Source organism: Paraburkholderia adhaesiva, assembly GCF_021390575.1.
Taxonomy (GTDB): Bacteria; Pseudomonadota; Gammaproteobacteria; order Burkholderiales; family Burkholderiaceae; genus Paraburkholderia; species Paraburkholderia adhaesiva.
This window is the reverse complement of the sequence record NZ_JAJEJQ010000001.1, coordinates 1,378,189-1,399,622: the sequence shown is the minus strand read 5'-3', so window position 1 is coordinate 1,399,622 and position 21,434 is coordinate 1,378,189. Positions and strand designations below refer to the sequence as shown.

Here is a 21,434-nt window from a genome sequence, read left to right as displayed (position 1 = left end):
ACGACGACCGGCCCCAACGCATGCCATGTATCTATCAAGGCAACACGAAACGCGCGACATTGCCGCGCGCCGACGCGTACTTCGACGGATCGACCGGCTGGCCGTCGATCGTCATCGACTCGATGCCGGCCTTGTTGCCCACAGTAATCTTCAGCGGCTCGGTGCCCGTGATCTCGCGTGCGTCGCTGCCGCGAACCATTCCGGAGAACACCTCCTTGCCGTCCTTCTGCCGCACGTTGACCCAGGTGTCCTGCGTCACACGGATCGCGAACGTCGACGTATCGGCGCCCGAGGTATCCGCCGTCGGCGTAACGTGCACCGCCGACGCACTCTGCGCGACCGGCTCGCTAGCGGCCGGCGTAGCTGCGGCCGGCGCTTTCGGGGTGCTCACCGCGCCAGTCGTCGGCGCGCTCGCTGCCGCTGCGGGTGCCACCGCCGGCGCCACGGCCTGCGGCGCGCTGCCTGCGGCTGCAGGCGCCGCATCGGCCGGCGCGGCGGATTCGGAACCTGCTGCAGCATCGCTCGCCTGAGTGTTTGCGCTCGCCTGCGCCTGATCGCCCTCTACCGCCGATGCGCCTGCAGCGCCCGCCGTCTGGCCTTCGGCCACCGTCGCCGACGCCCCGCCCGGCTGTGCCGGCGCACCATTCGCCATCGACTTCAGGCGCGCGAACCACGCCGACGATTCACCGCTGTTCGTATGCCACATGCTGAGCGCGATCACCGCGACGATCACAGCCGCGACGCCCCACAGCCACGAACGATGACGAGGCCCAGCGTTGCCGCCGAGGGACAGCGAGACACGGCCGCGCGGCAGGTCGGAGCTGGCCGAAGCGGGCATCGACAGATCCGGCTCCGGCATGCCGCGTTCGCGGCGCAGGGCCTGCGTGAACGGAGTGGGATCCGCGCCGAGCATCTTCGCGTAGCTGCGCACCACGCCAAGTGCGAACGTCGTGTCCGGCAGATGCGTCAGATCGCCGGCTTCGAGCGAGCGCAACTTCTGCACCGACACCTTCAGCCGCGCCGAGACGTCCTCAACCGCCCAACCCTTCGCCTCGCGCAGCTGCGCGAGGCGCGCGCCGGCAGCGACCATTGTGTCGGGAACGGGTTGCACCGGCGATGGCGCACTGCCCGGCGCCGGACGACCTGCGTTGGTGTCTGTCCCGAAAGGGTGCTGCGGCTCGCTCATCCGTGATCCTTGCGTCGTTTCTTTTCAATCCTGGAACCGCCCGGGTGTTCATGCCCCGCGATTCGCAGACCGTTTATAACAAAATGTGCGGCGTCTGTGCCGCTTCCGATCGCTCTGCAACGTTTCCGACCACTACAACCGGGACGGCGCGTGACCCCCGCGCAGCCGCCCTGGCTTCATCGTTACCGGCACAGTCAATGCTGCACCGGCCTTACCTCGATGACCTTTCGCGCCGTGCGTTCAGCAAGGCGCGTTCTATCCTTCACTTCGCCTGCGAGCTGCCCGCAAGCCGCATCGATATCGTCCCCGCGCGTCTTGCGCACGGTCGTGACGACGCCCGCATCCATCAGAACCTGCGCGAAACGCTTGATCTGCTCAGGCTTCGAGCGCAGGAGGCCCGATTCGGGGAACGGGTTGAACGGTATCAGATTGAATTTGCACGGAACGTCGCGCGTAACCGCGAGCAATTCGTGTGCATGCTTCTCCGTGTCGTTAACCCCGTCGAGCATGCAGTACTCGAACGTGATGAAGTCGCGCGGAGCGACTTTCAGATACCGCTCGCACGCGGCCATCAGTTCGCGCAGCGGGTGCTTGCGATTGAGCGGCACGAGTTCGTCGCGCAGCGCATCGTTCGGTGCGTGCAGCGAGACGGCGAGCGCCACGGGCAATTCCGCGCCGAGACGGTCCATCATCGGCACGACGCCCGAGGTCGAGAGCGTGACGCGCCGGCGCGACAGGCCGTACGCGTTGTCGTCGAGCATCAGGCGCATCGCCGGCACAACGGCTTCGTAGTTCAGGAGCGGCTCGCCCATGCCCATCATCACGACGTTCGTAATGACGCGCTCGCCCTTGCCGTCGCCGCCGGTCGCCTTGCCGCCCGCTTCGCCCAGCAGCGAAGCGCGCAACGCGAACTCCGCCATGCGCAGCTGGCCGATGATCTCGGCCGTGGTGAGGTTGCGGGAGAATCCCTGCTTTCCGGTGGAACAAAACCGGCAGTTGACCGCGCATCCCGCCTGCGAGGACACGCACAGCGTGCCGCGCGTCTCTTCGGGAATGAACACGGTTTCGACGGCGTTGCCGTTGCCCACGTCGATGAGCCACTTGCGTGTGCCGTCGGTAGAGACGTGATCGCTGATGACGCTGGGCATGCCGATGGTGGCACGCCCCTTGAGCTTTTCGCGCAGCGATTTCGCCAGATCCGTCATGCCGTCGAAGTCGGCGGCATTGTATTGATGGATCCAGCGTTGCAATTGTTTGGCGCGAAACGGCTTCTCGCCCAGGCTTTCGCAATAGGCGACGAGCCCTTGGGCGTCGAGATCGAGAAGGTTGACGGTGGAACTGCTCGTCATGGTCAATCCTGCCATTTCAGTGCGAAACCCGGTTTACCCGTGATCGACCCGCTGGTCGATCCGCGGGTTCACCGGCCAGCCGTGCGACTCCAGCGAGCCTCCGGGTGGACGGTGAACACCATGGCCGTTCGCGACCGGGGTGCTGCTTATCTAACTCGCGCCGACTCGCTTAGCGCGAGTAGACGTTGACCTGCGGGAAGAAGAACGCGACTTCGACAGCGGCCGTTTCAGCGGCGTCCGAGCCGTGCACGGCGTTGGCGTCGATGCTATCGGCGAAGTCGGCACGAATCGTACCCTTTTCAGCCTTCTTCGGGTCGGTGGCGCCCATCAGATCGCGGTTCTTCAGGATCGCGCCTTCGCCTTCGAGCACTTGAATCATCACCGGGCCCGAAATCATGAAGTCGACGAGGTCCTTGAAGAACGGACGTGCTGCGTGAACAGCATAGAACTTCTCGGCGTCAGCGCGCGAGAGGTGAACCATGCGCGAGGCAATGATCTTCAGGCCAGCGTTTTCGAAGCGGCTGTAGATCTGGCCGATCACATTCTTCGCCACTGCGTCCGGCTTGATAATCGACAGGGTGCGTTCGATCGCCATAAAAACTCCAGAAAATTAACAGGTTACAGGTTTAAAACAATCGGCAATTGTAGCATGTTCCCATGTATGATTGCGATTGAACCCTGTTAGCCGGGCCGATAGTAGCGCCTGAAGTAGCCAAAATGGCACCCCAAAGCGACCCAAACCGGGGCATCGGCCGGGTCACGGGCCCCAAAACACTAAAAGCATGCGCGATGCGCACAGTGCCTGCAGTACACTGGACCGCGAAGTAGCGAGTCGGCCCGTTGAAACTCCGGGGCGACGCGCATATCTTACGAAGGTGCGGATCGTGTAATCCGCCTGTGGCGCCCAAATCAGAACCAGCGCCGAACCAGCGCCCCCTCACGCAAGGAGCAAGCATGAACGAGTACCCCTATAACTTCGGCCGCGGCGGCACCGTCATCTCGGCTGAGGCTCGCAACCGCGTACTGCGCAACACCTACTGGCTGCTCGCGCTGTCGATGGTGCCGACAGTGCTCGGAGCGTGGGTGGGCGTCGCCACCGGTTTCCAGCTGTTCGCGGCCACGAGCCCGGCGATGAGCCTGCTCGCGTTCTTCGCGATCGCCTTCGGCTTCATGTTCGCCATCGAGCGCACCAAGAACAGCTCGGTCGGCGTCTTCGTGCTGCTCGGCTTCACGTTCTTCATGGGCCTGATGCTCTCGCGGCTGCTGTCGTTCATCCTCGGCTTCTCGAATGGTCCGTCGCTCATCATGCTCGCTTTCGGTGGCACCGGCGTGATTTTCGCGGCCATGGCCACGATCGCCACCGTCAGCAAGCGCGACTTCTCCGGTCTCGGCAAGTGGCTGTTCATGGGCGTGATCGTGCTCCTGCTTGCCGGCGTCGCGAACATGTTCCTGCAACTGCCCGCGCTGATGCTCACGTTTTCGGTCCTGGCCATCGTGATCTTCTCGGCGTACATGCTGTTCGACGTTCAGCGCGTCGTGAACGGCGGCGAGACGAACTACATCTCCGCCACGCTCGCGATCTATCTGGACCTCTATAACGTCTTCACGAACCTGCTCGCGCTGCTCGGCATCTTCGGCGGCAACCGCAACTGAGCACTGCCCTGTCTGGCGGGCCGGACGGCTCGCCGGCAGTTCTGGCACAAAAAAGCCCATGACTACTGTCATGGGCTTTTTTTCGTGCCGCGCCTGGTTGTGAGTTGCTTGCGAGCGTTGACCGCTCAGAGCACCACCCAGTCGAACCCTTCGTCCTGCGATGCAACCGCGATCTCCGTCGCCGCGTTGCCGAGCACACCGGCCATCGCGGCATGCGCGAGTTCAGGCGTGTTGTTTTGCTGACTTAGGTGCGCGGCAACGAGGTGCCGCAACTTTGAGCGATCGAGCGCCGCCAGAATCCCGGCGGCCGCTTCGTTGTTCAGGTGCCCGTGCGATCCGCCGATGCGCGCCTTCAGTGAAGGCGGATAACGGCTCGCCGCAAGCATCGCGAGATCGTGATTGCATTCCAGCACGAGTGCGTCGCAACCGGAGAGGATCGAGGCGATATGCGGCGTCGATTCGCCGACATCGGTCAGTACGCCGAGCCGGCTCGCCCCGTCACTGAACACGAACTGGAGCGGCTCGCGCGCATCGTGCGGAACCGTATAGGGCAACACGTCGACTTCACCGATTTCGACCGTCTCGTCACCCCACAGAACGCGCAGGTCGACGCCAGCATCACTGGCGCCGACGGCCTGCGCCGTGCCCCAGCTCATGTAGAGCGGGATCGACCAGCGGCGCGCGAGTGTGAGTGCGCTGCCGATGTGATCGCTATGTTCGTGGGTGATCAGGATGGCGTGGAGGGTGTCGGCGGCGAGACCGGCTCGCGCCAGCCGCCGCTCGACTTCCTTTGCCGAAAAACCGCAGTCCAGCAGCACGCGCGTTGCGCCCGCACCACCGACACCGCGGCCTGCTTCTACGACCAGCGCATTGCCCTCGCTGCCGCTGCCGAGACTAGCAAAGCGCACAGTCGCGTCAGTTGAGCTGGGCGTGCAGTGCAGCCACGATGCGCTGCGCGTCCGACGACGTGTCCACCTGGCCGTTGTGGTCGAGCACGGCGACCTGCGTTTGCGAGTCGCTCTTCGCGCGCACCGCGATCATGAACTCCGGCCCCTGGTTCTTCGCAGCCGTCTTCGGGTTGTAGAACAGCTTGCCGAGCAGGCCGTCACCCTTCAACTCCTGCATCGAGTCGGCGTAGCGAACGTAGTACAGGCCCTTCGCGCGGTCGCGGTTATCGACCGTGAAGTTCGTGCGGTCGAGCGCGAGACCCACACGCAGCCATGCGCGGTCGAACGACTCGGGCAAATCGAGCGTGACGCCGCCTGCGGCTTTGTCGAGTTGCGCGACCACCGTCGACGTACGCGCGTCCGTCAGCAGCTGCTTCGACTGCGCGTCAGTGAGACCGAACTTCTGCATCAGCTTCGACAGGAACGCCGCCTCGAGAGCCGGATCGCGCGGACGCTCGACCCACTTCGACTGCGACTTGTCCTGACCCATCAGCATTTCTTCCATCGCGGCATGGGTGATTGAAATGTCGGTCTGACCGTCCGGGCCGCGCGTGACGAGCGTGCGGAAGCGGTCGCGCGTGCCCGACGAGTACGCGAAGTCGATCACGCGGCCGATCGTGCGGCGGAACCAGTCGTCCGGAATGTTCGCTCGGTTTTCCGCCCAGTCGGTCGTCAGGATGCCCGTGGCCGCCGAATCAGTGGCCAGCGTGAAGCCGTTTTCCGTCCAGAAGGTCTGCAGGATCGGCCAGACGTCGTCGGGCGAGCGGCCGTCGATCACGAGCCAGCGACGATCGCCGTCGCGTTCAACGTGCATGCCGAGCGGGTCTTGCGCCGTCGGCGTGCCGAGCGTCGTGTTACCCGCCGTCGTCACCGCGCCCTTGGGTGCGCCGCCCAGCGCCAGCTGCGGCGGCGGTGCGACGTACTTCTGTTCGGTCGGCGCTGCCGCAAGATCGTGCGGCACCGCGAGCGGCGGTGCGCTCGGCGTGTCCTTGTAGTTGACGCGGTCGGACGCGAAATAGTCGTTCAGCGATTCGCAGCCTGCGAGCGAACCAATGGCCAGCGCCAGCACCGCCATGCGGGTTGCGTGGAGGGAGAGAGCGGAACGTTTCATGGGGACCTTCGAGGTGCTGGAACGCAAAGCCGGGATCTTTCTTGGATACGGGCGGGTGGCGGCGTCGGTTAAAAATCGGGCGCTGGGTGGCAGATCTGGGACCCGTCAGCCAATCAGGCCGGCTTCGCGCAGCGCGGTGCGAACCACGTCGTGGCAGCGCGCGTCGAGCGGCGTGAGCGGAAGGCGGATGCCGCCTTCGATGCGTCCGAGTTCCTGCAGCGCCCACTTCACCGGAATCGGATTCGATTCGATGAACAAGTTCTTGTGCAGCGACAGCAGCTTCATGTGAATCGCGCGCGCAGTCTTCACGTCGCCTTCGAGCGCGGCCTTGCACAAATCGCTCATCTGGCGCGGTGCCACGTTCGCGGTCACCGAAATGTTGCCGTGGCCGCCGAGCAGCATCAACGCGATCGCAGTGGGATCGTCGCCGCTGAAAATCCTGAAGCCTTCCGGCGCGTGCTTGATCAGGTGTGCGGCGCGGTCGATGTTGCCCGTCGCTTCCTTCACGCCCACGATGCCGGGCACCTGCGCGAGGCGCAGGATCGTCTCGTTCGACATGTCCGCGACCGTGCGGCCCGGCACGTTATACAGCACGACCGGCAAGTCGACCGTCTCCGCGATCTTCGCGAAGTGCCGGTACATCCCTTCCTGGGTCGGCTTGTTATAGTAGGGCACGACCTGGAGCGACGCCTGCGCGCCGACTGCCTTGGCCTGGCGGGTCAGTTCGATCGCCTCGGCGGTGGAATTGCCGCCCGACCCTGCGATGATCGGGAAACGGCCTGCGGCGTGCTCGACCGCCGTCTTGACCATCAAAATATGTTCTTCGACGTCCAGCGTGGCGGACTCTCCGCTCGTGCCGACGACGACGAGGGCATCCGTCCCCTCTTCCACATGCCAGTCGATCAGTTTGCGGAACGCCGGCAGATCGAGACTGCCGTCCTCATGCATGGGGGTGACGATCGCGGGGATGCTGCCGCGCAACGTAATGCCGTCCTGAGTGCCGTTAGCCATGAAACGTCAAAAAAATGAGTACGTTAAAGCGCGATTGTAGCGGATTAGCCGGCCAGATCGTAACGCGGCACGGGTAGTACCTGAGTCGCATCTCGATTTCCGCTGATTTCAGCGGGATTCGTACTGTGCGATTCCCGTATTGCGCAGATCCGCTGGATAAATGCCTCACGCGGCTGTGAAAGAAATCCGTCCTGGTACGCGATCACCCGAAGCGCGGGCGTGCAAACTGCGAGCAGTTCGCCCGGCGCGAGCAGGAATGCGGGATTGGACGGTTTGCCGACGGTCTCGTTCCCGTGGGCGAAGGTTTCGTAGATGAGCACGCCGTCGGGCGCCAGCGCGTCAATGAGACGCGGCATGAGCGGGCGATGCAGGTAGTTCGTCACGACGACCGCCGCAAACCGCGATTCGGGCCCCTCGCTCGCGAGCGGCCAGGGCGCGCCTTCGAGATCGCATTCGAGCGTCTCGATGCCAGGTACGCCGCGCATCGTCGCAAGCGCGGCCGCATCGCGATCGAGCGCGGTCACCGGATGGCCGCGTTCAGCGAAGAAGCGCGCGTGCCGCCCTCCGCCCGACGCCACGTCGAGTACCGCCCCACCCGGCGCCACCAGATGCGCCCAACGGCGCACCCAGCGCGACGGTTCGGCAAGCGCACCCTGAGTCGCGCCGGCAGCACACGTATGCGTCGTGCTCAAGGCAACCGCCGTTAGTTGTACGAGAGGCCCATTGCTTCGCGAACGTCGCGCATGGTCTCGTTCGCGAACTTGCGGGCCTTGTCGCAACCATCGGCGACGATCGCGCGCAACAGCGACGGGTCGTCCATGTACTTCTGCGCACGTTCGAGCATCGGCTGCTGCTCGCGCAGGATGCCCTCGATCACGGGTTGCTTGCATTCGAGGCAGCCGATGCCAGCCGAGCGGCAACCCTTCTGCACCCACTCGTGCGTCGCTTCGTCCGTGTAGACCTCGTGCAGTTGCCACACCGGGCACTTGTCCGGATCGCCCGGATCGGTGCGGCGCACGCGTGCCGGGTCGGTCGGCATGGTGCGGACTTTCTTCGTGATCGACTCGGCATCCTCGCGCAGGCCGATCGTGTTGCCGTACGACTTCGACATCTTCTGGCCGTCGAGGCCCGGCATACGCGACGCCTCCGTGAGCAGCACCTGCGGCTCCGGCAGGATGATCTTGCGCGAGCCTTCGAGGTAACCAAAGAGGCGTTCGCGGTCGCTCATCGAAAGGCTCTGCGATTCGGACAACATCGCGCGCGCCTGTTCGAGCGCTTCTTCATTGCCTTCCTGCTGGTAGGCATTGCGCAGCTCGTGATAGAGCTTCGAGCGCTTGCCACCGAGCTTCTTCGCGGCTTCGTTGGCCTTCTCCTCGAAGTCCGGCTCGCGGCCGTACATGTGGTTGAAGCGCCGCGCCATTTCGCGCGCCATCTCGACGTGCGGCACCTGATCCTCGCCCACCGGCACGAGCGACGCACGGTACAGCAGGATGTCGGCGGCCATCAGCACGGGGTAGCCGAGGAAGCCGTACGTCCCGAGATCCTTGTCGCGCAGCTTTTCGATCTGCTCCTTGTAGGTCGGCACGCGCTCGAGCCACGAGAGCGGCGTGCTCATGCCGAGCAGCAGTGCCAGCTCGGCGTGCTCGGGTACGCGGCTCTGGATGAACAACGTCGCCTGGTTCGGATCGATACCGGCCGCCAGCCAGTCGATCAGCACTTCCCAGACGTTTTTCTCGATGATCTCGGGTGTTTCGTAGTGCGTCGTGAGCGCATGCCAGTCGACCACACAGAAGAAGCTCGGGTACTCGGACTGGAGTCGCACCCAGTTTTTCAGCACGCCGTGATAGTGGCCGAGGTGCAGCGACCCGGTGGGCCGCATGCCGGAGAAGATACGGTCTGGGAACATGATGTTATGAGAGGAGCGACTGAAGTGGGGTAAGGATGGCCGAGATTGCGTCGAAGCCGAGGCTCACGAGCGGCCGCAGCCAGAATCGGGTAAAGACGCCCGTGACGAGCAACGCCATCACGATGATGAAACCATAGGGCTCGAGGCGCGAGAGCGCAATGCTCGGCCGCGTCGGCAGGAGCGCCGCGAGAACGCGCCCGCCGTCGAGCGGCGGAAGCGGAAAGAGGTTGAGCACGCCGAGCACGAGATTCACGCCGATACCCGCCGCGGCCATGCGCGTGAAGAACGGCTCGTTGATGCCGAATACGTCGAGCGCGACGCCGAACACGCCCCAGACGAGCGCCTGAACGAAGTTGCACGCCGGCCCCGCCGCCGCCACCCAGAGCGTGCCCCAGCGCGGATTGCGCAGGTTCCCGAAGGAAATCGGCACCGGCTTCGCGTATCCGAACACGAACGCCCCGCCCGTGAGGAAATAAAGGATCAGTGGCATCGCGATCGTGCCGATCGGATCGATGTGGCGCATCGGATTGAGCGACACGCGGCCGAGCACGTATGCGGTGTTGTCGCCGAGCGCGCGCGCGACATAGCCGTGCGCGGCCTCGTGCAGCGTAATGGCGAAGATGACCGGAAGCGCGTAGACCGCGATCGTCTGTATCAGTGAAGCATCCATGGCGGGGTATTGTATCAATGCCCCGGCGCGCAGCCAGGGACGTTGAAGCGGAACATCAGGCCGGCTCCTCGAGACCGAACGGCGCGAGGCTCCCGCGTCCGGCACGCACGAGCACCGGCTCGCCGCCCGTGAGATCGACGATCGTCGAAGGTTCGCACGGACACGCGCCGCCGTCGATCACGAGATCGAGTGGCGCTTCGAGCCGTTCGCGGATCGCTTCGGGGTCGTTGAGCGGCTCCGTGTCCGGCGGCAGGATCAACGTCGTGGCGAGCAGCGGCTCGCCGAGTTCTTCGAGAATCGCAAGCGGAATCGGGTGCCCCGGCACCCGCAGCCCGATGGTTTTGCGCGACGGATGTGAAAGCCGCCGCGGCACTTCCTTCGTCGCCTGCAGCACGAACACATAGGGCCCCGGCGTCACCGACTTGATGAGCCGGTACTGCTGGTTGTCCACCATCGCGAAGTTCGCCAGTTCGGACAGATCCCGCACCATCAGCGAAAGCAGCGCCCGCTCATCCTGTCCGCGGATGCGACGCAGGCGTTCGGCGGCCTGCTTGTCGTCGATGCGCGCCGCGAGCGCGTAGCTCGAGTCGGTAGGCAGCGCGATCACGCCGCCGTCGCGGATGATCTGCACTGCCTGCTTGACGAGGCGCGGCTGCGGATTGTCGGGATGAAGCCGAAAGTACTGGGCCATGGCAGTGATCAGCTAACAGGGGACGAAACGCCGACGTATCGTACGTCACAACGATACTGACGGCGCGACGGTATGCAGGGGTTGTGGGCCACGCGAGCGCGGCCTACAGCCATCGTTCCCAGACAGGAGTGAGATTCGCGGGAAGCGGCGGCAGGCTGCCGGGCGCGATGAAATCGGGCCCCGGCGCGTGAAAATCGGAGCCGCGCGACGCCTCGAAGCCGAAACGGCGTGCAACGGCAGCGTACTCGACGTATTGATCCGGCGTGTGACTGCCGGTGACGACCTCGATGGCCTTGCCGCCGAGATCGATGAATTCGCCGAAAAACGTGTCGAATTCGAGCGGCGTGTAGTGATAGCGGCCCGGATGCGCGATAACGGCCTCGCCGCCCGCGGCCTTGATCCACGAGACAGCGTCGGCGAGCTTCGCCCATCGGTGCGAGACGTAGCCCGGCTTGCCTTCGCCGAGCCAGCGCGAAAACGCGTCCTGCGTGTTCTGCGCGCGGCCCGACTCGACGAGGAAGCGCGCGAAGTGCGTACGCGAGATCAGGTCGGGATTGGAAACGTAGCGCAGCGCACCCTCGTAGGCATCGGGGATGCCGAGCTCGCCGAGCCGCTCGCCGATCGCAACCGCGCGCGCGGCGCGGCCGTCGCGTGTACGCGCGAGCCCTTCCACGAGCACGGAACAGTCGGGATCGACGTGCAGGCCCACGATGTGCACGGTGCGCGACGCCCACGTCACCGAGATCTCGACGCCGCACAGATAGCGCATGCCGAGCGCCTCGGCGGTTTCGCGCGCCTCGCGCTGGCCGCCGATCTCGTCGTGATCGGTGAGCGACCATAGCGTCACCCCGCCCGACTGCGCCAGCCGCGCAACAGCGGCGGGAGCGAGTTGGCCGTCCGAGACGGTGGAGTGGCAATGTAGGTCGGCGTTCATCACAATCGGGAAAAAAGTCTGACGCCATTTTACTGCAATGCATCGATGGCGTCCGGGGACGGCCAGCGACGGGCGGCGCCGGCAGCGTTATGCGCAAAAAGTCGGGCCCGATCGTGCGGCTAAGCGCAGAAAGCCTCGATCAGCCGTGCAATTTCCTCAGGCTGGTCGTGGTGGATCATGTGGCCGGCATCGTCGATGATGCGTTCACGCCAATCGGGAAACGCGGCGAAACGCGCCTTGAATTCGTCGATCGGAACAGCGCCCGCGAGCCACGCGAGCGTTTCGGAATCGGCCGCCTCGACGTGCAGCACCTTCGCGCGCACCTGCGACCAGATCGCCATGACCTCGTCGATGCGGTACAGAAGCGGACTGCGCATCTTGTGCGCCGCATCGGCGAGCAGCATGTAGCCGCCCTCGCCGTCCGGCTTCGACCAGTGCTGCGCGAGATAGCGCGCGCGCGCCGCGGCAAGCCGCGGATTCGTCTTCGTGAGACGCGCGGCCACCGCGTCGAGTGTCGCGTAGCTTCGCAACGTGGGCCGATCGCGCATTTCGTCGAGCCACGCGCGCACGCGCTTCGGCGCCTGCGCGGCCACGGTTGCGGGCATGCCGAAGCCTTCGAGATCGATCACGCGACGCACGCGCTCGGGCCGCACGCCCGCATAGAGGCAAGCGATGTTCGCGCCCATGCTGTGGCCGACGAGGTTCACCTCACCGTCGGGCGCGTAGTGATCGAGGAGCGCATCCAGATCGGCGAGATAGTCGTAGAACCAGTAGTTGCCGCCGCCCTGCGCGGCAACCGGCCAGTCCGAGAGGCCGAAACCGCGCATGTCGGGCGCGATGACCTGCCAGTTGCCACCGAGCGCATCGACGACAAACTGGAATGACGCCGCCACATCCATCCAGCCGTGCAGCATGAAGAGGATGGGTGCGTCGTTGGGGCCCCAGCGCCGCACGTGCACGCGTATGCCATTGACTTCAACGAACTCGGATCGGGAAACGTTCATTCGGGTGCGCAACAAAAAAGAATGGTCGTTCGATTATATCGGGACACGGCGACGAATCGACGCCTATTCCCTCATTTTTCGCTTCCGTCGCCGGTGCGGCTGGCCCCGCCGGCCGCATCTCCTGACGCGTCCTGGGCGGCGAGCGTGTCCAGTTCAGTGTCGTCGAAGCCGGCGGATCGGCGCGCCTCGAAGTTGAAGGGTCCGCGCATCCGGGGCGCCCGGTATTGTTCGGCAAGCGCGAGCCATGCCGCGTGTGGGTCGAGTCCACGCACGTCGCACAGATAACGGAACCAGCGGTTGCCGATGCGCACGTGCCCTACCTCGTCGCGCAGGATCACATCGAGAACCGCCGCCGACTCGTCGTCGCCCGCTTGTTTCAGACGCGCACGGATAGGCGGCGCGACGTCCAGCCCGCGCGCCTCCAGCACGCGCGGCACGAGCGCCATGCGCGCGAGCACATCATCGCGCGTGCGCTCGCACATCTCCCACAAGCCGTTGTGGGCCGGGAAATCGCCGTAGGCGTGGCCGTAGTCCGCGAGGCGCGCACTCAGCAGCGAGAAGTGATACGCCTCCTCAGCGGCAACCGTCAGCCAGTCGGCGTAAAACGTCTCGGGCATCCCCGGGAAGCGCCAGACGGCGTCGAGCGCGAGGTTGATGGCGTTGAATTCGATGTGGGCCAGTGCGTGCAGCAGCACCGCGCGGCCCTGCGGCGTGCCCATGCTGCGCCGCTTGAGCTGACGCGGATCGACAAGCTCCGGCCTCGCGGGACGACCTGGCAGACCAGCGGGGGCGTGCAGTTCGTGCTCGGGCTCCCAGCGCGGCGCCCCATTCGACATGCCTGCCTGTGCGATCGCATGAAGCGCGCGTACCGCTTCGGCTTTCGCCGCGGGATCGCACTCGCGCAGCGCATCGAGCGCGGCAAGACGCCAGTTCCCGGGCGCATTGAAGTCGTCGGCATTCGGTGTGGAATGGGTTGAAGCAACGGAATTCATCGAGAACGTACAGAAAAACGGGTGAAAAATCGGGCTACGTAGACGCGTTGTGGCCTGCCGCAGGCCGACGTGCCCCGCGACATGGCGGGCGGTCCGCGCGCAACCGTTTACAATACGCGATTCACCTGCTGCGCGCCCTGCGCCCAGTCGCAACAACGCCGCAGCCGCACCCCGAGACTCAGGAGACGCACCACCGTGACCATCTACAAGCTTGGCGAAGCCGCACCCACCATTCACGAAAGCGTGTTCGTTGCGGACAACGCAACCGTCGTCGGTAACGTGACGCTCGCCGAGGAGTCGAGCGTCTGGTTCGGGGCAACGCTGCGCGGCGACAACGAGCCGATCACCGTCGGAAAGCGCAGCAACATCCAGGAAGGCTCCGTGCTGCACACCGACCCGGGCTACCCGCTCACGCTCGAAGCGAACGTGACGATCGGCCATCAGGCGATGCTGCACGGCTGCACCGTGAAGGAAGGCGCGCTGATCGGCATTCAGGCCGTGGTCTTGAATGGCGCGGTGATCGGCCGCAACTGTCTGGTTGGCGCGGGAGCGGTGGTCACCGAAGGCAAGGTGTTCCCCGACAACTCGCTGATTCTCGGCGCACCCGCGAAAGTGGTGCGCGAACTCAGCGAGGCCGACATCGTCGGCCTCAAGCGCAACGCAGATGTTTATGCGAAGCGTCGCGAATATTTTAAGGCGCAGCTCGTGCGGATCGGCTAGGCGGCATACATGCCCGCCCGCCGGCGCAAGCCGCGCCGCATGGATCGAAACGAAGGAAAAGATTGTGAACGACCAGTTGCAGAAATTCTTGTTCAGCGCTGCCCCGGTACGCGGTGAGATCGTCTCGCTGCGCAACACCTGGCAGGAGGTGCTCACGCGCCGTCAGTACCCGATGCCGGTTCAGACCGTGCTCGGCGAAATGATGGCCGCGTGCGCCCTGCTCTCGGCCAACCTGAAGTTCGACGGCACGCTGATCATGCAGATTTTCGGCGATGGCCCCGTGCGTATGCTGGTCGTTCAATGCGGCTCGGATCTGTCGATGCGCGCGACCGCGCGGCTCGCCGACGGTATCACGCCCGACGCCGCCGCGGCGCTGCCCGAAGACATGACGCTCGCCGAGCTCATCAATCCGACCGGCCATGGCCGCTGCGTGATTACGCTCGATCCGGCCAACAAGCAGCCTGGCCAGCAACCGTATCAGGGCATCGTGCCGCTCAACGGCGACGACGGCCCGCTCAAGTCGATCTCCGAGGTGCTCGAGCACTACATGCATCACTCGGAACAGCTCGACACGCGCCTGTGGCTCGCGGCCAATGGCGAGCGCGCCGTCGGCATGCTGCTGCAAAAGCTGCCCGGCGACGGCGGCATCGTGCCGCATCCTAACGAGCTCGACGGCGATACCTGGGCGCGCGTGTGCACACTCGGCGGCACGCTTTCGCGCGACGAACTGCTCGAGCAGGAACCGGAGACGCTGTTCCGCCGGCTCTTCTGGCAGGAGAACGTCCGCCACTTCGAACCCGCGCCCACGCGCTTCCAGTGCAGCTGCTCGCGCGAAAAGGTCGGCGCCATGTTGAAGATGCTGGGCCGTGAGGAAATCGACGGTGTGATCGAAGAGCGCGGCCACGTCGAAATCCACTGCGACTACTGCAATCAGCGCTACGAGTTCGACCCTGTGGACGTCGCGCAACTTTTCGCGACGCCAGGGCTCTCAGAAGCAGTCACCCCCGCGGCGCAACGGCGTCATTGATTTTCGCGCAGGCGGTCATGCAGGTCGCCACGCACGCGCTGCTGTACAAGCTGTAGCGCGTGCGCGCGGATTGAACTCAAGCTGGATCGTGGGTGCCTCTTGTCAGCTCGATTTGCTTAGGCGTCCGACAGAATGGAGAGAAGCATGAATAAGGAAAAATCTTACGCAAGCCGATCGCGCGTTGTGGGGCAGCGCGCCGGGACAATCGCTGCGCTGGTTGCGCTCGGCGCACTCGCCGCGATGACGAGCGGCTGCGTGATGGACCCGCCGGGGCCGTCGCCGATCTATAGCCGCCTGCCCGAAAACCAATCGGGTATCCCGACCGTCGCGAAGCCGCTTTCACCCGAGGAGCGCGCACGCTACGACGCAATCGACCGCCAGGCGCTCGCCGACCAGGACCGCGCTATGGCCGCCCAGGCGGCCGAGCAGGCATGGGCGCGCTATTACTCGCGTCCCGTCACGGTCTACGGCAGTTACTACAGCGGCGGCTGGGGAAGTGGTTGGGGCGTCGGCTATGGGGCCCCTGGCTGGGGGTGGGGCTGGTAAGTCCAGCGCGGGCGCCCACCCTCGCACGCCCGATCGCCGAAAGCAAAAAAGCGCGGCTCGTCGCCGCGCTTTTTTCATTTGACTGCACGCGCCGATGAAGCTGGCGGTGGTCGGCAGCAATCCAGCTCAGCCTACCTTCTTTTTCTTCACGTCCTTCTCGCTCTTCGCGTCTTTCTCGCGAGCACGTTTTTTCTCAGGCACGCGCGACACGGGGTTCGGAACGACCTTCACAGGTGCAGCCGACACCACACCGCGCGTCGAAGTGTTCGAAGAAACGCTGGGCGCTGGCAGCGACTGGTTCGGCGAGACAAACTGAACGAACACCTCGCTGTCCTTCACCATCCCCATCTCGTAACGCGCACGCTCCTCGACGGCTGAAGTCCCGCTCTGCAGATCCTGCACTTCGCCCGCAATGCGGTCGTTGCGCGTTTTCTCGTCATCGTTCTGCTTGAGCTGCTGTTCCAGCTGCCCCTGCAGCTCGTGCACGCGCAGCCACCCGCCGTGGCCCCACCAGAGCGGATACTGGATCAGCGCCAGCAGAATGATCAAAACGACAGTGACAAGCCGCATGAAAGGTGCCGGATAACCAAACGCCGCCCTGCGACGAACGCAGGGCGGCGAAGAGAGGAGTCGAAGAGTGACAGCATGGCGGCTGTCGACATTCTCTGCGTACTAACTAATGCAAATCAACGCAGATTGTAGAACGCCGACTTGCCCGGGTAGCTGGCGATATCGCCGAGATCTTCCTCGATACGCAGCAGCTGGTTGTACTTCGAGATGCGGTCGCTGCGCGAGAGCGAACCGGTCTTGATCTGACCGGCGTTCAGGCCGACGGCGATGTCCGCGATCGTCGAGTCTTCGGTTTCGCCCGAACGGTGCGAAATCACAGCCGTGTAGCCCGCGCGCTTGGCCATTTCGATCGCTGCGAAAGTTTCCGTCAGCGTGCCGATCTGGTTGATCTTGATGAGGATCGAGTTCGCGATGCCCTTCTCGATGCCTTCCTTCAGGATGCGCGTGTTCGTGACGAACAGGTCGTCGCCGACGAGCTGGATCTTCTTGCCGAGCTTTTCGGTCAGCAGCTTCCAGCCGGCCCAGTCGCCTTCGTGCATGCCGTCCTCGATCGAGACGATCGGGAACTTGTCGCACAGTGCGGCGAGGTAGTCGGTGAATTCCGCCGACGACAGTTGCAGACCTTCGCCCGCGAGCTGGTACTTGCCGTCGTGGTAGAACTCGCTCGCCGCGCAGTCGAGCGCGAGCAGCACGTCTTCACCGGCGCGATAGCCAGCCTTCTCGATGGCTTGCAGGATCGTCGAGAGGCATTCGTCGTTGCTGCCGAAGTTCGGTGCGAAGCCGCCTTCGTCGCCCACTGCCGTGCTCATGCCGCGATCGGACAGGATCTTCTTGAGCGCGTGGAACACTTCCGCGCCGCAACGCAGCGCTTCACGGAAGGTCGGCTGGCTCACCGGCACGATCATGAATTCCTGAATATCGAGGCTGTTGTTCGCGTGCGCGCCGCCGTTGACGATGTTCATCATCGGGACCGGCAGTTGCATTGCGCCCGAGCCGCCGAAGTAGCGGTACAGCGGCAGGCCGGCTTCTTCAGCAGCAGCCTTCGCGACGGCCATCGAGACAGCCAGCATCGCGTTCGCGCCGAGACGCGACTTGTTGTCGGTGCCGTCGAGTTCGAGCAGGGTCTTGTCGAGGAAAGCCTGCTCCGACGCGTCGAGGCCCATGATCGCCTCGGAAATTTCGGTGTTGATGTGCTCGACGGCCTTCAGCACGCCCTTGCCGTTGTAGCGGCCAGCTTCGCCGTCGCGCAGTTCGATCGCTTCACGTGAGCCCGTCGACGCGCCCGACGGCACAGCCGCGCGGCCCATCGTGCCCGATTCGAGCAGCACGTCGCATTCGACGGTGGGGTTACCGCGCGAATCCAGAATCTCACGACCGATGATGTCTACGATTGCACTCATGGTTTCCTCAGGAAATGAAGGTGATTCTTTTTTGTCAGGCGCGGCGCGCATGGCATTGCCGCGCGCCGCTGCACATTATCGCGATCAGTTGAAGTCGCTTTCGAGGAACGGCGTGCGCTTGACCGCCTGGTCGAGCGTCACGAGCGTTTCGAGGAGGTCGGCCATACGGTTCAGCGGCACGGCGTTCGGACCGTCGGATTTCGCTTCGGCGGGATTCGGGTGCGTCTCCATGAAGAGACCTGCGACGCCCGTCGCAACGGCCGCACGTGCGAGCACCGGCACGAACTCGCGCTGGCCGCCGGAACTCGTGCCCTGCCCGCCCGGAAGCTGTACCGAGTGGGTCACGTCCATCACGACCGGCGCGCGCGTCTCGCGCATGATCGCGAGCGAGCGCATGTCCGACACGAGGTTGTTGTAGCCGAACGAGACGCCACGTTCGCACGCCATGAAGCGGTCTTCGGAGAGACCCGCTTCACGCGCCGCGTCGCGCGCCTTGTCGATCACGTTCTTCATGTCGTGCGGCGCGAGGAACTGGCCCTTCTTGATGTTGACCGGCTTGCCCGAGCGCGCGCAGGCGTGGATGAAGTCGGTCTGACGGCACAGGAACGCAGGCGTCTGCAGCACGTCCACGACCGAAGCCACGGGCCCGATTTCCTCTTCCGAGTGCACGTCGGTCAGCACGGGCAGACCGAGCTGACGCTTCACTTCGGAGAGGATGCGCAGGCCCTCGTCCATCCCGAGGCCGCGAAACGACTTGCCGCTCGAGCGATTGGCCTTGTCGTACGAGGACTTGTAGATGAACGGAATGCCGAGCTTCGCGGTGATTTCCTTCAGGCGGCCGGCCGTGTCGATCGTCATCTGCTCCGATTCGACGACGCAGGTACCGGCGATCAGGAAGAACGGCTTGTCGAGGCCAATCTCGAAACCGCACAGATTCATGCTTTCTCCTCGGCGCACGACTGCTGATGGGCGAGCGCCGCTTCGACAAACGATTTGAAGAGAGGATGGCCATCACGCGGCGTGGACGTGAATTCCGGGTGGAACTGAACGCCGACGAACCACGGGTGCATCTCGCGCGGCAGCTCCATCATTTCCGGCAGATCTTCGGTCGGGGTACGGGCGCTGATGATGAGACCGCCCGCTTCGAGCTTCGGCACGTAGCCGTTGTTCACTTCATAGCGGTGACGGTGGCGCTCGTTCACATCCTTGCCGTAGATTTCCGATGCAAGCGTGCCGGGCTTGATCGGGCAACGCTGCGAGCCGAGGCGCATCGTGCCGCCGAGGTCCGAGTCTTCGGTGCGCTTCTCGACCTTGCCTTCGCGATCGGCCCATTCCGTGATGAGCGCGACCACGCGGTCCGGCGTGTCCGGGTTGAACTCCGTGCTGTTCGCGTGCTTGAGACCCACCACGTCGCGCGCGAACTCGATCACGGCGAGCTGCATGCCGAGGCAGATGCCGAGGTACGGCACCTTCGCTTCGCGGGCGTACTGGATCGCCTTGATCTTGCCTTCGGTGCCGCGACGGCCGAAACCACCCGGCACGAGGACCGCGTCGAGATGCTGCAGGCTCGCCACACCTTCTTCGTCGATCTGCTCGGAGTCGATGTACTCGATATTCACCTTCGTCGACGTCTTGATGGACGCGTGACGCAGCGCTTCGATGAGCGACTTGTACGACTCGGTCAGATCGACGTACTTGCCGACCATGCCGATCGTGACTTCATGCTTCGGATTCTCGAGCTTCTCGACCATTTCCGACCACACCGAGAGATTGGCGGGCTTCGCGGAAATCTTCAGCTCGTCGCAAACGATCGAATCGAGGCCCTGATCGTGCAGCATCTGCGGAATCTTGTAGATGCTGTCCGCGTCCCACACCGAAATAACGGCGTCTTCAGGCACGTTGGAGAACATCGAGATCTTCGAGCGCTCGTCGTCCGGAATCGGACGGTCGGCGCGGCACAGCAGCACGTTCGGATAGATACCGATTTCGCGCAGCTTCTGCACGCTGTGCTGGGTGGGCTTGGTCTTCAGCTCGCCGGCCGTCGCGATGAACGGCACGAGCGTGAGGTGCACGAAGCAGCAGCTATTGCGGCCGAGGCGCAGGCTCATCTGGCGCGCGGCCTCGAGGAACGGCAGCGATTCGATATCGCCGACCGTGCCGCCGATCTCGACGATCGCAACATCAGGCTCGCCGCACGTCGCGGATGCCGCGCCGCGTTCGACGAATGCCTGGATCTCGTTCGTGATGTGCGGAATGACCTGCACGGTCTTGCCCAGATAGTCGCCGCGGCGTTCCTTGCGGATCACCGATTCGTAGATCTGGCCCGTGGTGAAGTTGTTGGCCTTGCGCATCTTCGTGCTGATGAAGCGCTCATAGTGGCCGAGGTCGAGGTCGGTTTCCGCTCCGTCTTCCGTTACGAACACTTCGCCGTGCTGAAACGGGCTCATCGTGCCGGGGTCGACGTTGATGTAGGGATCGAGCTTGAGGAGGGTGACTTTCAGACCGCGCGATTCGAGGATCGCGGCGAGGGAGGCGGCGGCAATGCCCTTGCCAAGGGATGAAACTACGCCGCCGGTGACGAAAACATATTTGGTCATCGCTGGATGCTCGCGGGAAAAACGGATTATACCGTAAAGGAAGGGCTAACCCTGCTTTTTGCGCGAGCCCGGTATGGCACGATCACCACGCGATCGTGGTGCGTTCATGGCGGGACCCGCGCACGAGCGTTCGCGAGCGAGGTACGGCTTTGGCCGGTGGGCGGTTCATGCTGCGCGTAGAGGAACGACGACGGCACGACTCAGGCACAACCGAGTCGCGATCGGGGACCCCGCCAGCGAAGGCTCAGCCGTCTGCGTCAACAGCCACGCGCTCGTCGCGCCGCGTCAGACTTTGTCCATCGAGTAGATGAGGCGCTGCACGGCACGCGCCGTTTCGATCGGGCGCTCCATCGGGTAAAGGTGCGAACCCTCGATCCATTCGAAGCGATCGCCCGCGATGCGTTGCGTTGCCGCAAGCCCGACCTGGCGCACCTCCTTCGAATGCGTGCCAGCGATGAAGCCAACCGGCACGGGCGAGCCGTGCGCGAGACGCGCGCCAAGCGTGTGCGGCAGTGTGCGGTAGATCAAATATTCGACGCGCCGGTCGAACGCCAGCGTGCGTGCGCCGTCGGCCGACGTCTGAGGAATGCCGAAGTCGACATAGTCGGACAGGACGCGCTCGTCCCAGCGCGCAAATGCGGGCTTCGAATGAAAGTGCCGCCATGCCTCGTCGCGGTTGGCCCACGTGGTGCGACGATTGCGCGTGGCCGCGGCGGGCGAAAGACGCTCGTCGAGGCCCGTCCACTGCGACACGCGCAACATGCCGCTGCGCCATCCCGCGATCACAGGCGAATCGAGCATCACCACCCCGCGCACCCACTGCGGCCTCCTGAGCGCCGCCATCAGCGAAAGATAGCCGCCGAGCGAATGGCCGACGAGCCACACGGGCTGCTCGTAGCTGCGCTCGATGTCCTCGATCAGCTCATCGACGAGATGCGGCCAGTCGCGCGTGACCGGAAAACGCGCGTCATGGCCGACGCGCTCGATGTGGCGCAGCTCGTAGTTGTCGCCGAGTTCGGCGAAGAGCGTTCGATACGTCGAGGCAGGAAAGCCGTTAGCGTGCGAAAAGTGGATGACGTTCTTCAAAGGCCAGTTGTCTCCGTTGTTTTGTAAGTAGGTG

At 64.4% G+C, this 21,434-nt stretch carries 22 protein-coding genes; 4 read left to right on the top strand and 18 right to left on the bottom strand.

What is annotated here, in order from left to right; all coding sequences use genetic code 11:
- Positions 1 to 34: 34 nt before the first annotated feature.
- The 3 genes from L0U80_RS06270 to ndk all read right to left on the bottom strand — a co-directional run bounded on the left by L0U80_RS06270 (position 35) and on the right by ndk (position 3,130).
- Positions 35 to 1,186, bottom strand: coding sequence for a helix-turn-helix domain-containing protein (locus L0U80_RS06270; protein ID WP_233863112.1), 1,152 nt, complete (start codon positions 1,184 to 1,186; stop codon positions 35 to 37).
- Between the two features lie 194 nt (positions 1,187 to 1,380).
- Positions 1,381 to 2,535, bottom strand: a complete 1,155-nt coding sequence (gene rlmN / locus L0U80_RS06265; RefSeq protein ID WP_233863111.1) for a dual-specificity RNA methyltransferase RlmN — start codon at positions 2,533 to 2,535, stop codon at positions 1,381 to 1,383.
- 169 nt (positions 2,536 to 2,704) lie between these two features.
- Complete coding sequence (gene ndk, locus L0U80_RS06260; protein WP_124150316.1) at positions 2,705 to 3,130, bottom strand: nucleoside-diphosphate kinase; 426 nt, start codon at positions 3,128 to 3,130, stop codon at positions 2,705 to 2,707.
- A gap of 359 nt (positions 3,131 to 3,489) precedes the next feature.
- On the opposite strand from ndk, the gene L0U80_RS06255 reads away from it, so the two are divergent.
- The gene (locus tag L0U80_RS06255; protein WP_233863110.1) at positions 3,490 to 4,188 is read left to right on the top strand and encodes a Bax inhibitor-1/YccA family protein; all 699 of its coding nucleotides are present in this window, start codon (positions 3,490 to 3,492) and stop codon (positions 4,186 to 4,188) included.
- A gap of 125 nt (positions 4,189 to 4,313) precedes the next feature.
- Here L0U80_RS06255 and L0U80_RS06250 read toward each other — a convergent pair whose 3' ends face one another.
- The 10 genes from L0U80_RS06250 to L0U80_RS06205 form a co-directional block, all read right to left on the bottom strand.
- Positions 4,314 to 5,096 carry an MBL fold metallo-hydrolase gene (locus L0U80_RS06250; protein ID WP_233863109.1) on the bottom strand — a complete coding sequence of 261 codons (783 nt, stop codon included), beginning with the start codon at positions 5,094 to 5,096 and terminating at the stop codon, positions 4,314 to 4,316.
- Positions 5,097 to 5,103: 7 nt separating this feature from the next.
- Positions 5,104 to 6,246: an NlpB/DapX family lipoprotein gene (gene bamC, locus L0U80_RS06245; protein WP_233863108.1), complete on the bottom strand. Its 1,143-nt coding sequence runs from the start codon at positions 6,244 to 6,246 to the stop codon at positions 5,104 to 5,106.
- 105 nt (positions 6,247 to 6,351) lie between these two features.
- The gene (dapA, locus tag L0U80_RS06240; protein WP_233863107.1) at positions 6,352 to 7,257 is read right to left on the bottom strand and encodes a 4-hydroxy-tetrahydrodipicolinate synthase; all 906 of its coding nucleotides are present in this window, start codon (positions 7,255 to 7,257) and stop codon (positions 6,352 to 6,354) included.
- 44 nt (positions 7,258 to 7,301) lie between these two features.
- On the bottom strand, positions 7,302 to 7,949 hold the full coding sequence (locus tag L0U80_RS06235) for a class I SAM-dependent methyltransferase (protein ID WP_233863106.1): 648 nt from the start codon (positions 7,947 to 7,949) through the stop codon (positions 7,302 to 7,304).
- Between the two features lie 11 nt (positions 7,950 to 7,960).
- Entirely contained in the window at positions 7,961 to 9,163 is a 1,203-nt protein-coding gene (locus L0U80_RS06230) for a tryptophan--tRNA ligase (protein ID WP_233863105.1), read from the bottom strand.
- Positions 9,164 to 9,167: 4 nt separating this feature from the next.
- Positions 9,168 to 9,833 (bottom strand): site-2 protease family protein, encoded by a 666-nt coding sequence (locus L0U80_RS06225; RefSeq protein ID WP_233863104.1) that lies wholly within the window; start codon positions 9,831 to 9,833, stop codon positions 9,168 to 9,170.
- A 55-nt stretch (positions 9,834 to 9,888) separates the two neighbouring features.
- Positions 9,889 to 10,524 carry an L-threonylcarbamoyladenylate synthase gene (locus L0U80_RS06220; RefSeq protein ID WP_233863103.1) on the bottom strand — a complete coding sequence of 212 codons (636 nt, stop codon included), beginning with the start codon at positions 10,522 to 10,524 and terminating at the stop codon, positions 9,889 to 9,891.
- A 103-nt stretch (positions 10,525 to 10,627) separates the two neighbouring features.
- The gene (locus L0U80_RS06215; RefSeq protein ID WP_233863102.1) at positions 10,628 to 11,458 is read right to left on the bottom strand and encodes a 3',5'-nucleoside bisphosphate phosphatase; all 831 of its coding nucleotides are present in this window, start codon (positions 11,456 to 11,458) and stop codon (positions 10,628 to 10,630) included.
- Positions 11,459 to 11,577: 119 nt separating this feature from the next.
- Entirely contained in the window at positions 11,578 to 12,462 is an 885-nt protein-coding gene (locus tag L0U80_RS06210; RefSeq protein ID WP_233863101.1) for an alpha/beta fold hydrolase, read from the bottom strand.
- A gap of 71 nt (positions 12,463 to 12,533) precedes the next feature.
- Positions 12,534 to 13,454 carry a ferritin-like domain-containing protein gene (locus tag L0U80_RS06205; RefSeq protein ID WP_233863100.1) on the bottom strand — a complete coding sequence of 307 codons (921 nt, stop codon included), beginning with the start codon at positions 13,452 to 13,454 and terminating at the stop codon, positions 12,534 to 12,536.
- A gap of 195 nt (positions 13,455 to 13,649) precedes the next feature.
- Between L0U80_RS06205 and L0U80_RS06200 the strand changes: the two genes are divergently transcribed.
- The 3 genes from L0U80_RS06200 to L0U80_RS06190 all read left to right on the top strand — a co-directional run bounded on the left by L0U80_RS06200 (position 13,650) and on the right by L0U80_RS06190 (position 15,747).
- Positions 13,650 to 14,174 (top strand): gamma carbonic anhydrase family protein, encoded by a 525-nt coding sequence (locus L0U80_RS06200; protein WP_233863099.1) that lies wholly within the window; start codon positions 13,650 to 13,652, stop codon positions 14,172 to 14,174.
- Positions 14,175 to 14,238: 64 nt separating this feature from the next.
- Positions 14,239 to 15,201, top strand: a complete 963-nt coding sequence (gene hslO / locus L0U80_RS06195) for an Hsp33 family molecular chaperone HslO (RefSeq protein ID WP_233863098.1) — start codon at positions 14,239 to 14,241, stop codon at positions 15,199 to 15,201.
- Positions 15,202 to 15,345: 144 nt separating this feature from the next.
- Complete coding sequence (locus L0U80_RS06190) at positions 15,346 to 15,747, top strand: hypothetical protein (protein ID WP_373322113.1); 402 nt, start codon at positions 15,346 to 15,348, stop codon at positions 15,745 to 15,747.
- Positions 15,748 to 15,873: 126 nt separating this feature from the next.
- Here L0U80_RS06190 and ftsB read toward each other — a convergent pair whose 3' ends face one another.
- The 5 genes from ftsB to L0U80_RS06165 all read right to left on the bottom strand — a co-directional run bounded on the left by ftsB (position 15,874) and on the right by L0U80_RS06165 (position 21,400).
- Positions 15,874 to 16,317, bottom strand: coding sequence for a cell division protein FtsB (gene ftsB / locus L0U80_RS06185; protein WP_233863097.1), 444 nt, complete (start codon positions 16,315 to 16,317; stop codon positions 15,874 to 15,876).
- 116 nt (positions 16,318 to 16,433) lie between these two features.
- Positions 16,434 to 17,717, bottom strand: a complete 1,284-nt coding sequence (gene eno, locus L0U80_RS06180) for a phosphopyruvate hydratase (protein WP_124150300.1) — start codon at positions 17,715 to 17,717, stop codon at positions 16,434 to 16,436.
- Between the two features lie 84 nt (positions 17,718 to 17,801).
- On the bottom strand, positions 17,802 to 18,656 hold the full coding sequence (gene kdsA / locus L0U80_RS06175) for a 3-deoxy-8-phosphooctulonate synthase (protein ID WP_233863096.1): 855 nt from the start codon (positions 18,654 to 18,656) through the stop codon (positions 17,802 to 17,804).
- Entirely contained in the window at positions 18,653 to 20,314 is a 1,662-nt protein-coding gene (pyrG, locus tag L0U80_RS06170; RefSeq protein ID WP_233863095.1) for a CTP synthase, read from the bottom strand. Before pyrG ends, kdsA begins: the two co-directional genes overlap by 4 nt.
- A 285-nt stretch (positions 20,315 to 20,599) precedes the next feature.
- Entirely contained in the window at positions 20,600 to 21,400 is an 801-nt protein-coding gene (locus tag L0U80_RS06165) for an alpha/beta fold hydrolase (protein WP_233863094.1), read from the bottom strand.
- Between the last annotated feature and the right edge of the window lie 34 nt (positions 21,401 to 21,434).

What these genes read in the sequence shown, in the direction of transcription:
- L0U80_RS06270 (WP_233863112.1), bottom strand. Translation starts at nt 1,186, where the DNA reads ATGAGCGAGCCGCAGCACCCTTTCGGGACAGACACCAACGCAGGTCGT.
- rlmN (WP_233863111.1), bottom strand. Translation starts at nt 2,535, where the DNA reads ATGACGAGCAGTTCCACCGTCAACCTTCTCGATCTCGACGCCCAAGGG.
- ndk (WP_124150316.1), bottom strand. Translation starts at nt 3,130, where the DNA reads ATGGCGATCGAACGCACCCTGTCGATTATCAAGCCGGACGCAGTGGCG.
- L0U80_RS06255 (WP_233863110.1), top strand. Translation starts at nt 3,490, where the DNA reads ATGAACGAGTACCCCTATAACTTCGGCCGCGGCGGCACCGTCATCTCG.
- bamC (WP_233863108.1), bottom strand. Translation starts at nt 6,246, where the DNA reads ATGAAACGTTCCGCTCTCTCCCTCCACGCAACCCGCATGGCGGTGCTG.
- dapA (WP_233863107.1), bottom strand. Translation starts at nt 7,257, where the DNA reads ATGGCTAACGGCACTCAGGACGGCATTACGTTGCGCGGCAGCATCCCC.
- L0U80_RS06230 (WP_233863105.1), bottom strand. Translation starts at nt 9,163, where the DNA reads ATGTTCCCAGACCGTATCTTCTCCGGCATGCGGCCCACCGGGTCGCTG.
- L0U80_RS06225 (WP_233863104.1), bottom strand. Translation starts at nt 9,833, where the DNA reads ATGGATGCTTCACTGATACAGACGATCGCGGTCTACGCGCTTCCGGTC.
- L0U80_RS06220 (WP_233863103.1), bottom strand. Translation starts at nt 10,524, where the DNA reads ATGGCCCAGTACTTTCGGCTTCATCCCGACAATCCGCAGCCGCGCCTC.
- L0U80_RS06215 (WP_233863102.1), bottom strand. Translation starts at nt 11,458, where the DNA reads ATGAACGCCGACCTACATTGCCACTCCACCGTCTCGGACGGCCAACTC.
- L0U80_RS06210 (WP_233863101.1), bottom strand. Translation starts at nt 12,462, where the DNA reads ATGAACGTTTCCCGATCCGAGTTCGTTGAAGTCAATGGCATACGCGTG.
- L0U80_RS06205 (WP_233863100.1), bottom strand. Translation starts at nt 13,454, where the DNA reads ATGAATTCCGTTGCTTCAACCCATTCCACACCGAATGCCGACGACTTC.
- L0U80_RS06190 (WP_373322113.1), top strand. Translation starts at nt 15,346, where the DNA reads ATGAATAAGGAAAAATCTTACGCAAGCCGATCGCGCGTTGTGGGGCAG.
- ftsB (WP_233863097.1), bottom strand. Translation starts at nt 16,317, where the DNA reads ATGCGGCTTGTCACTGTCGTTTTGATCATTCTGCTGGCGCTGATCCAG.
- eno (WP_124150300.1), bottom strand. Translation starts at nt 17,717, where the DNA reads ATGAGTGCAATCGTAGACATCATCGGTCGTGAGATTCTGGATTCGCGC.
- kdsA (WP_233863096.1), bottom strand. Translation starts at nt 18,656, where the DNA reads ATGAATCTGTGCGGTTTCGAGATTGGCCTCGACAAGCCGTTCTTCCTG.
- pyrG (WP_233863095.1), bottom strand. Translation starts at nt 20,314, where the DNA reads ATGACCAAATATGTTTTCGTCACCGGCGGCGTAGTTTCATCCCTTGGC.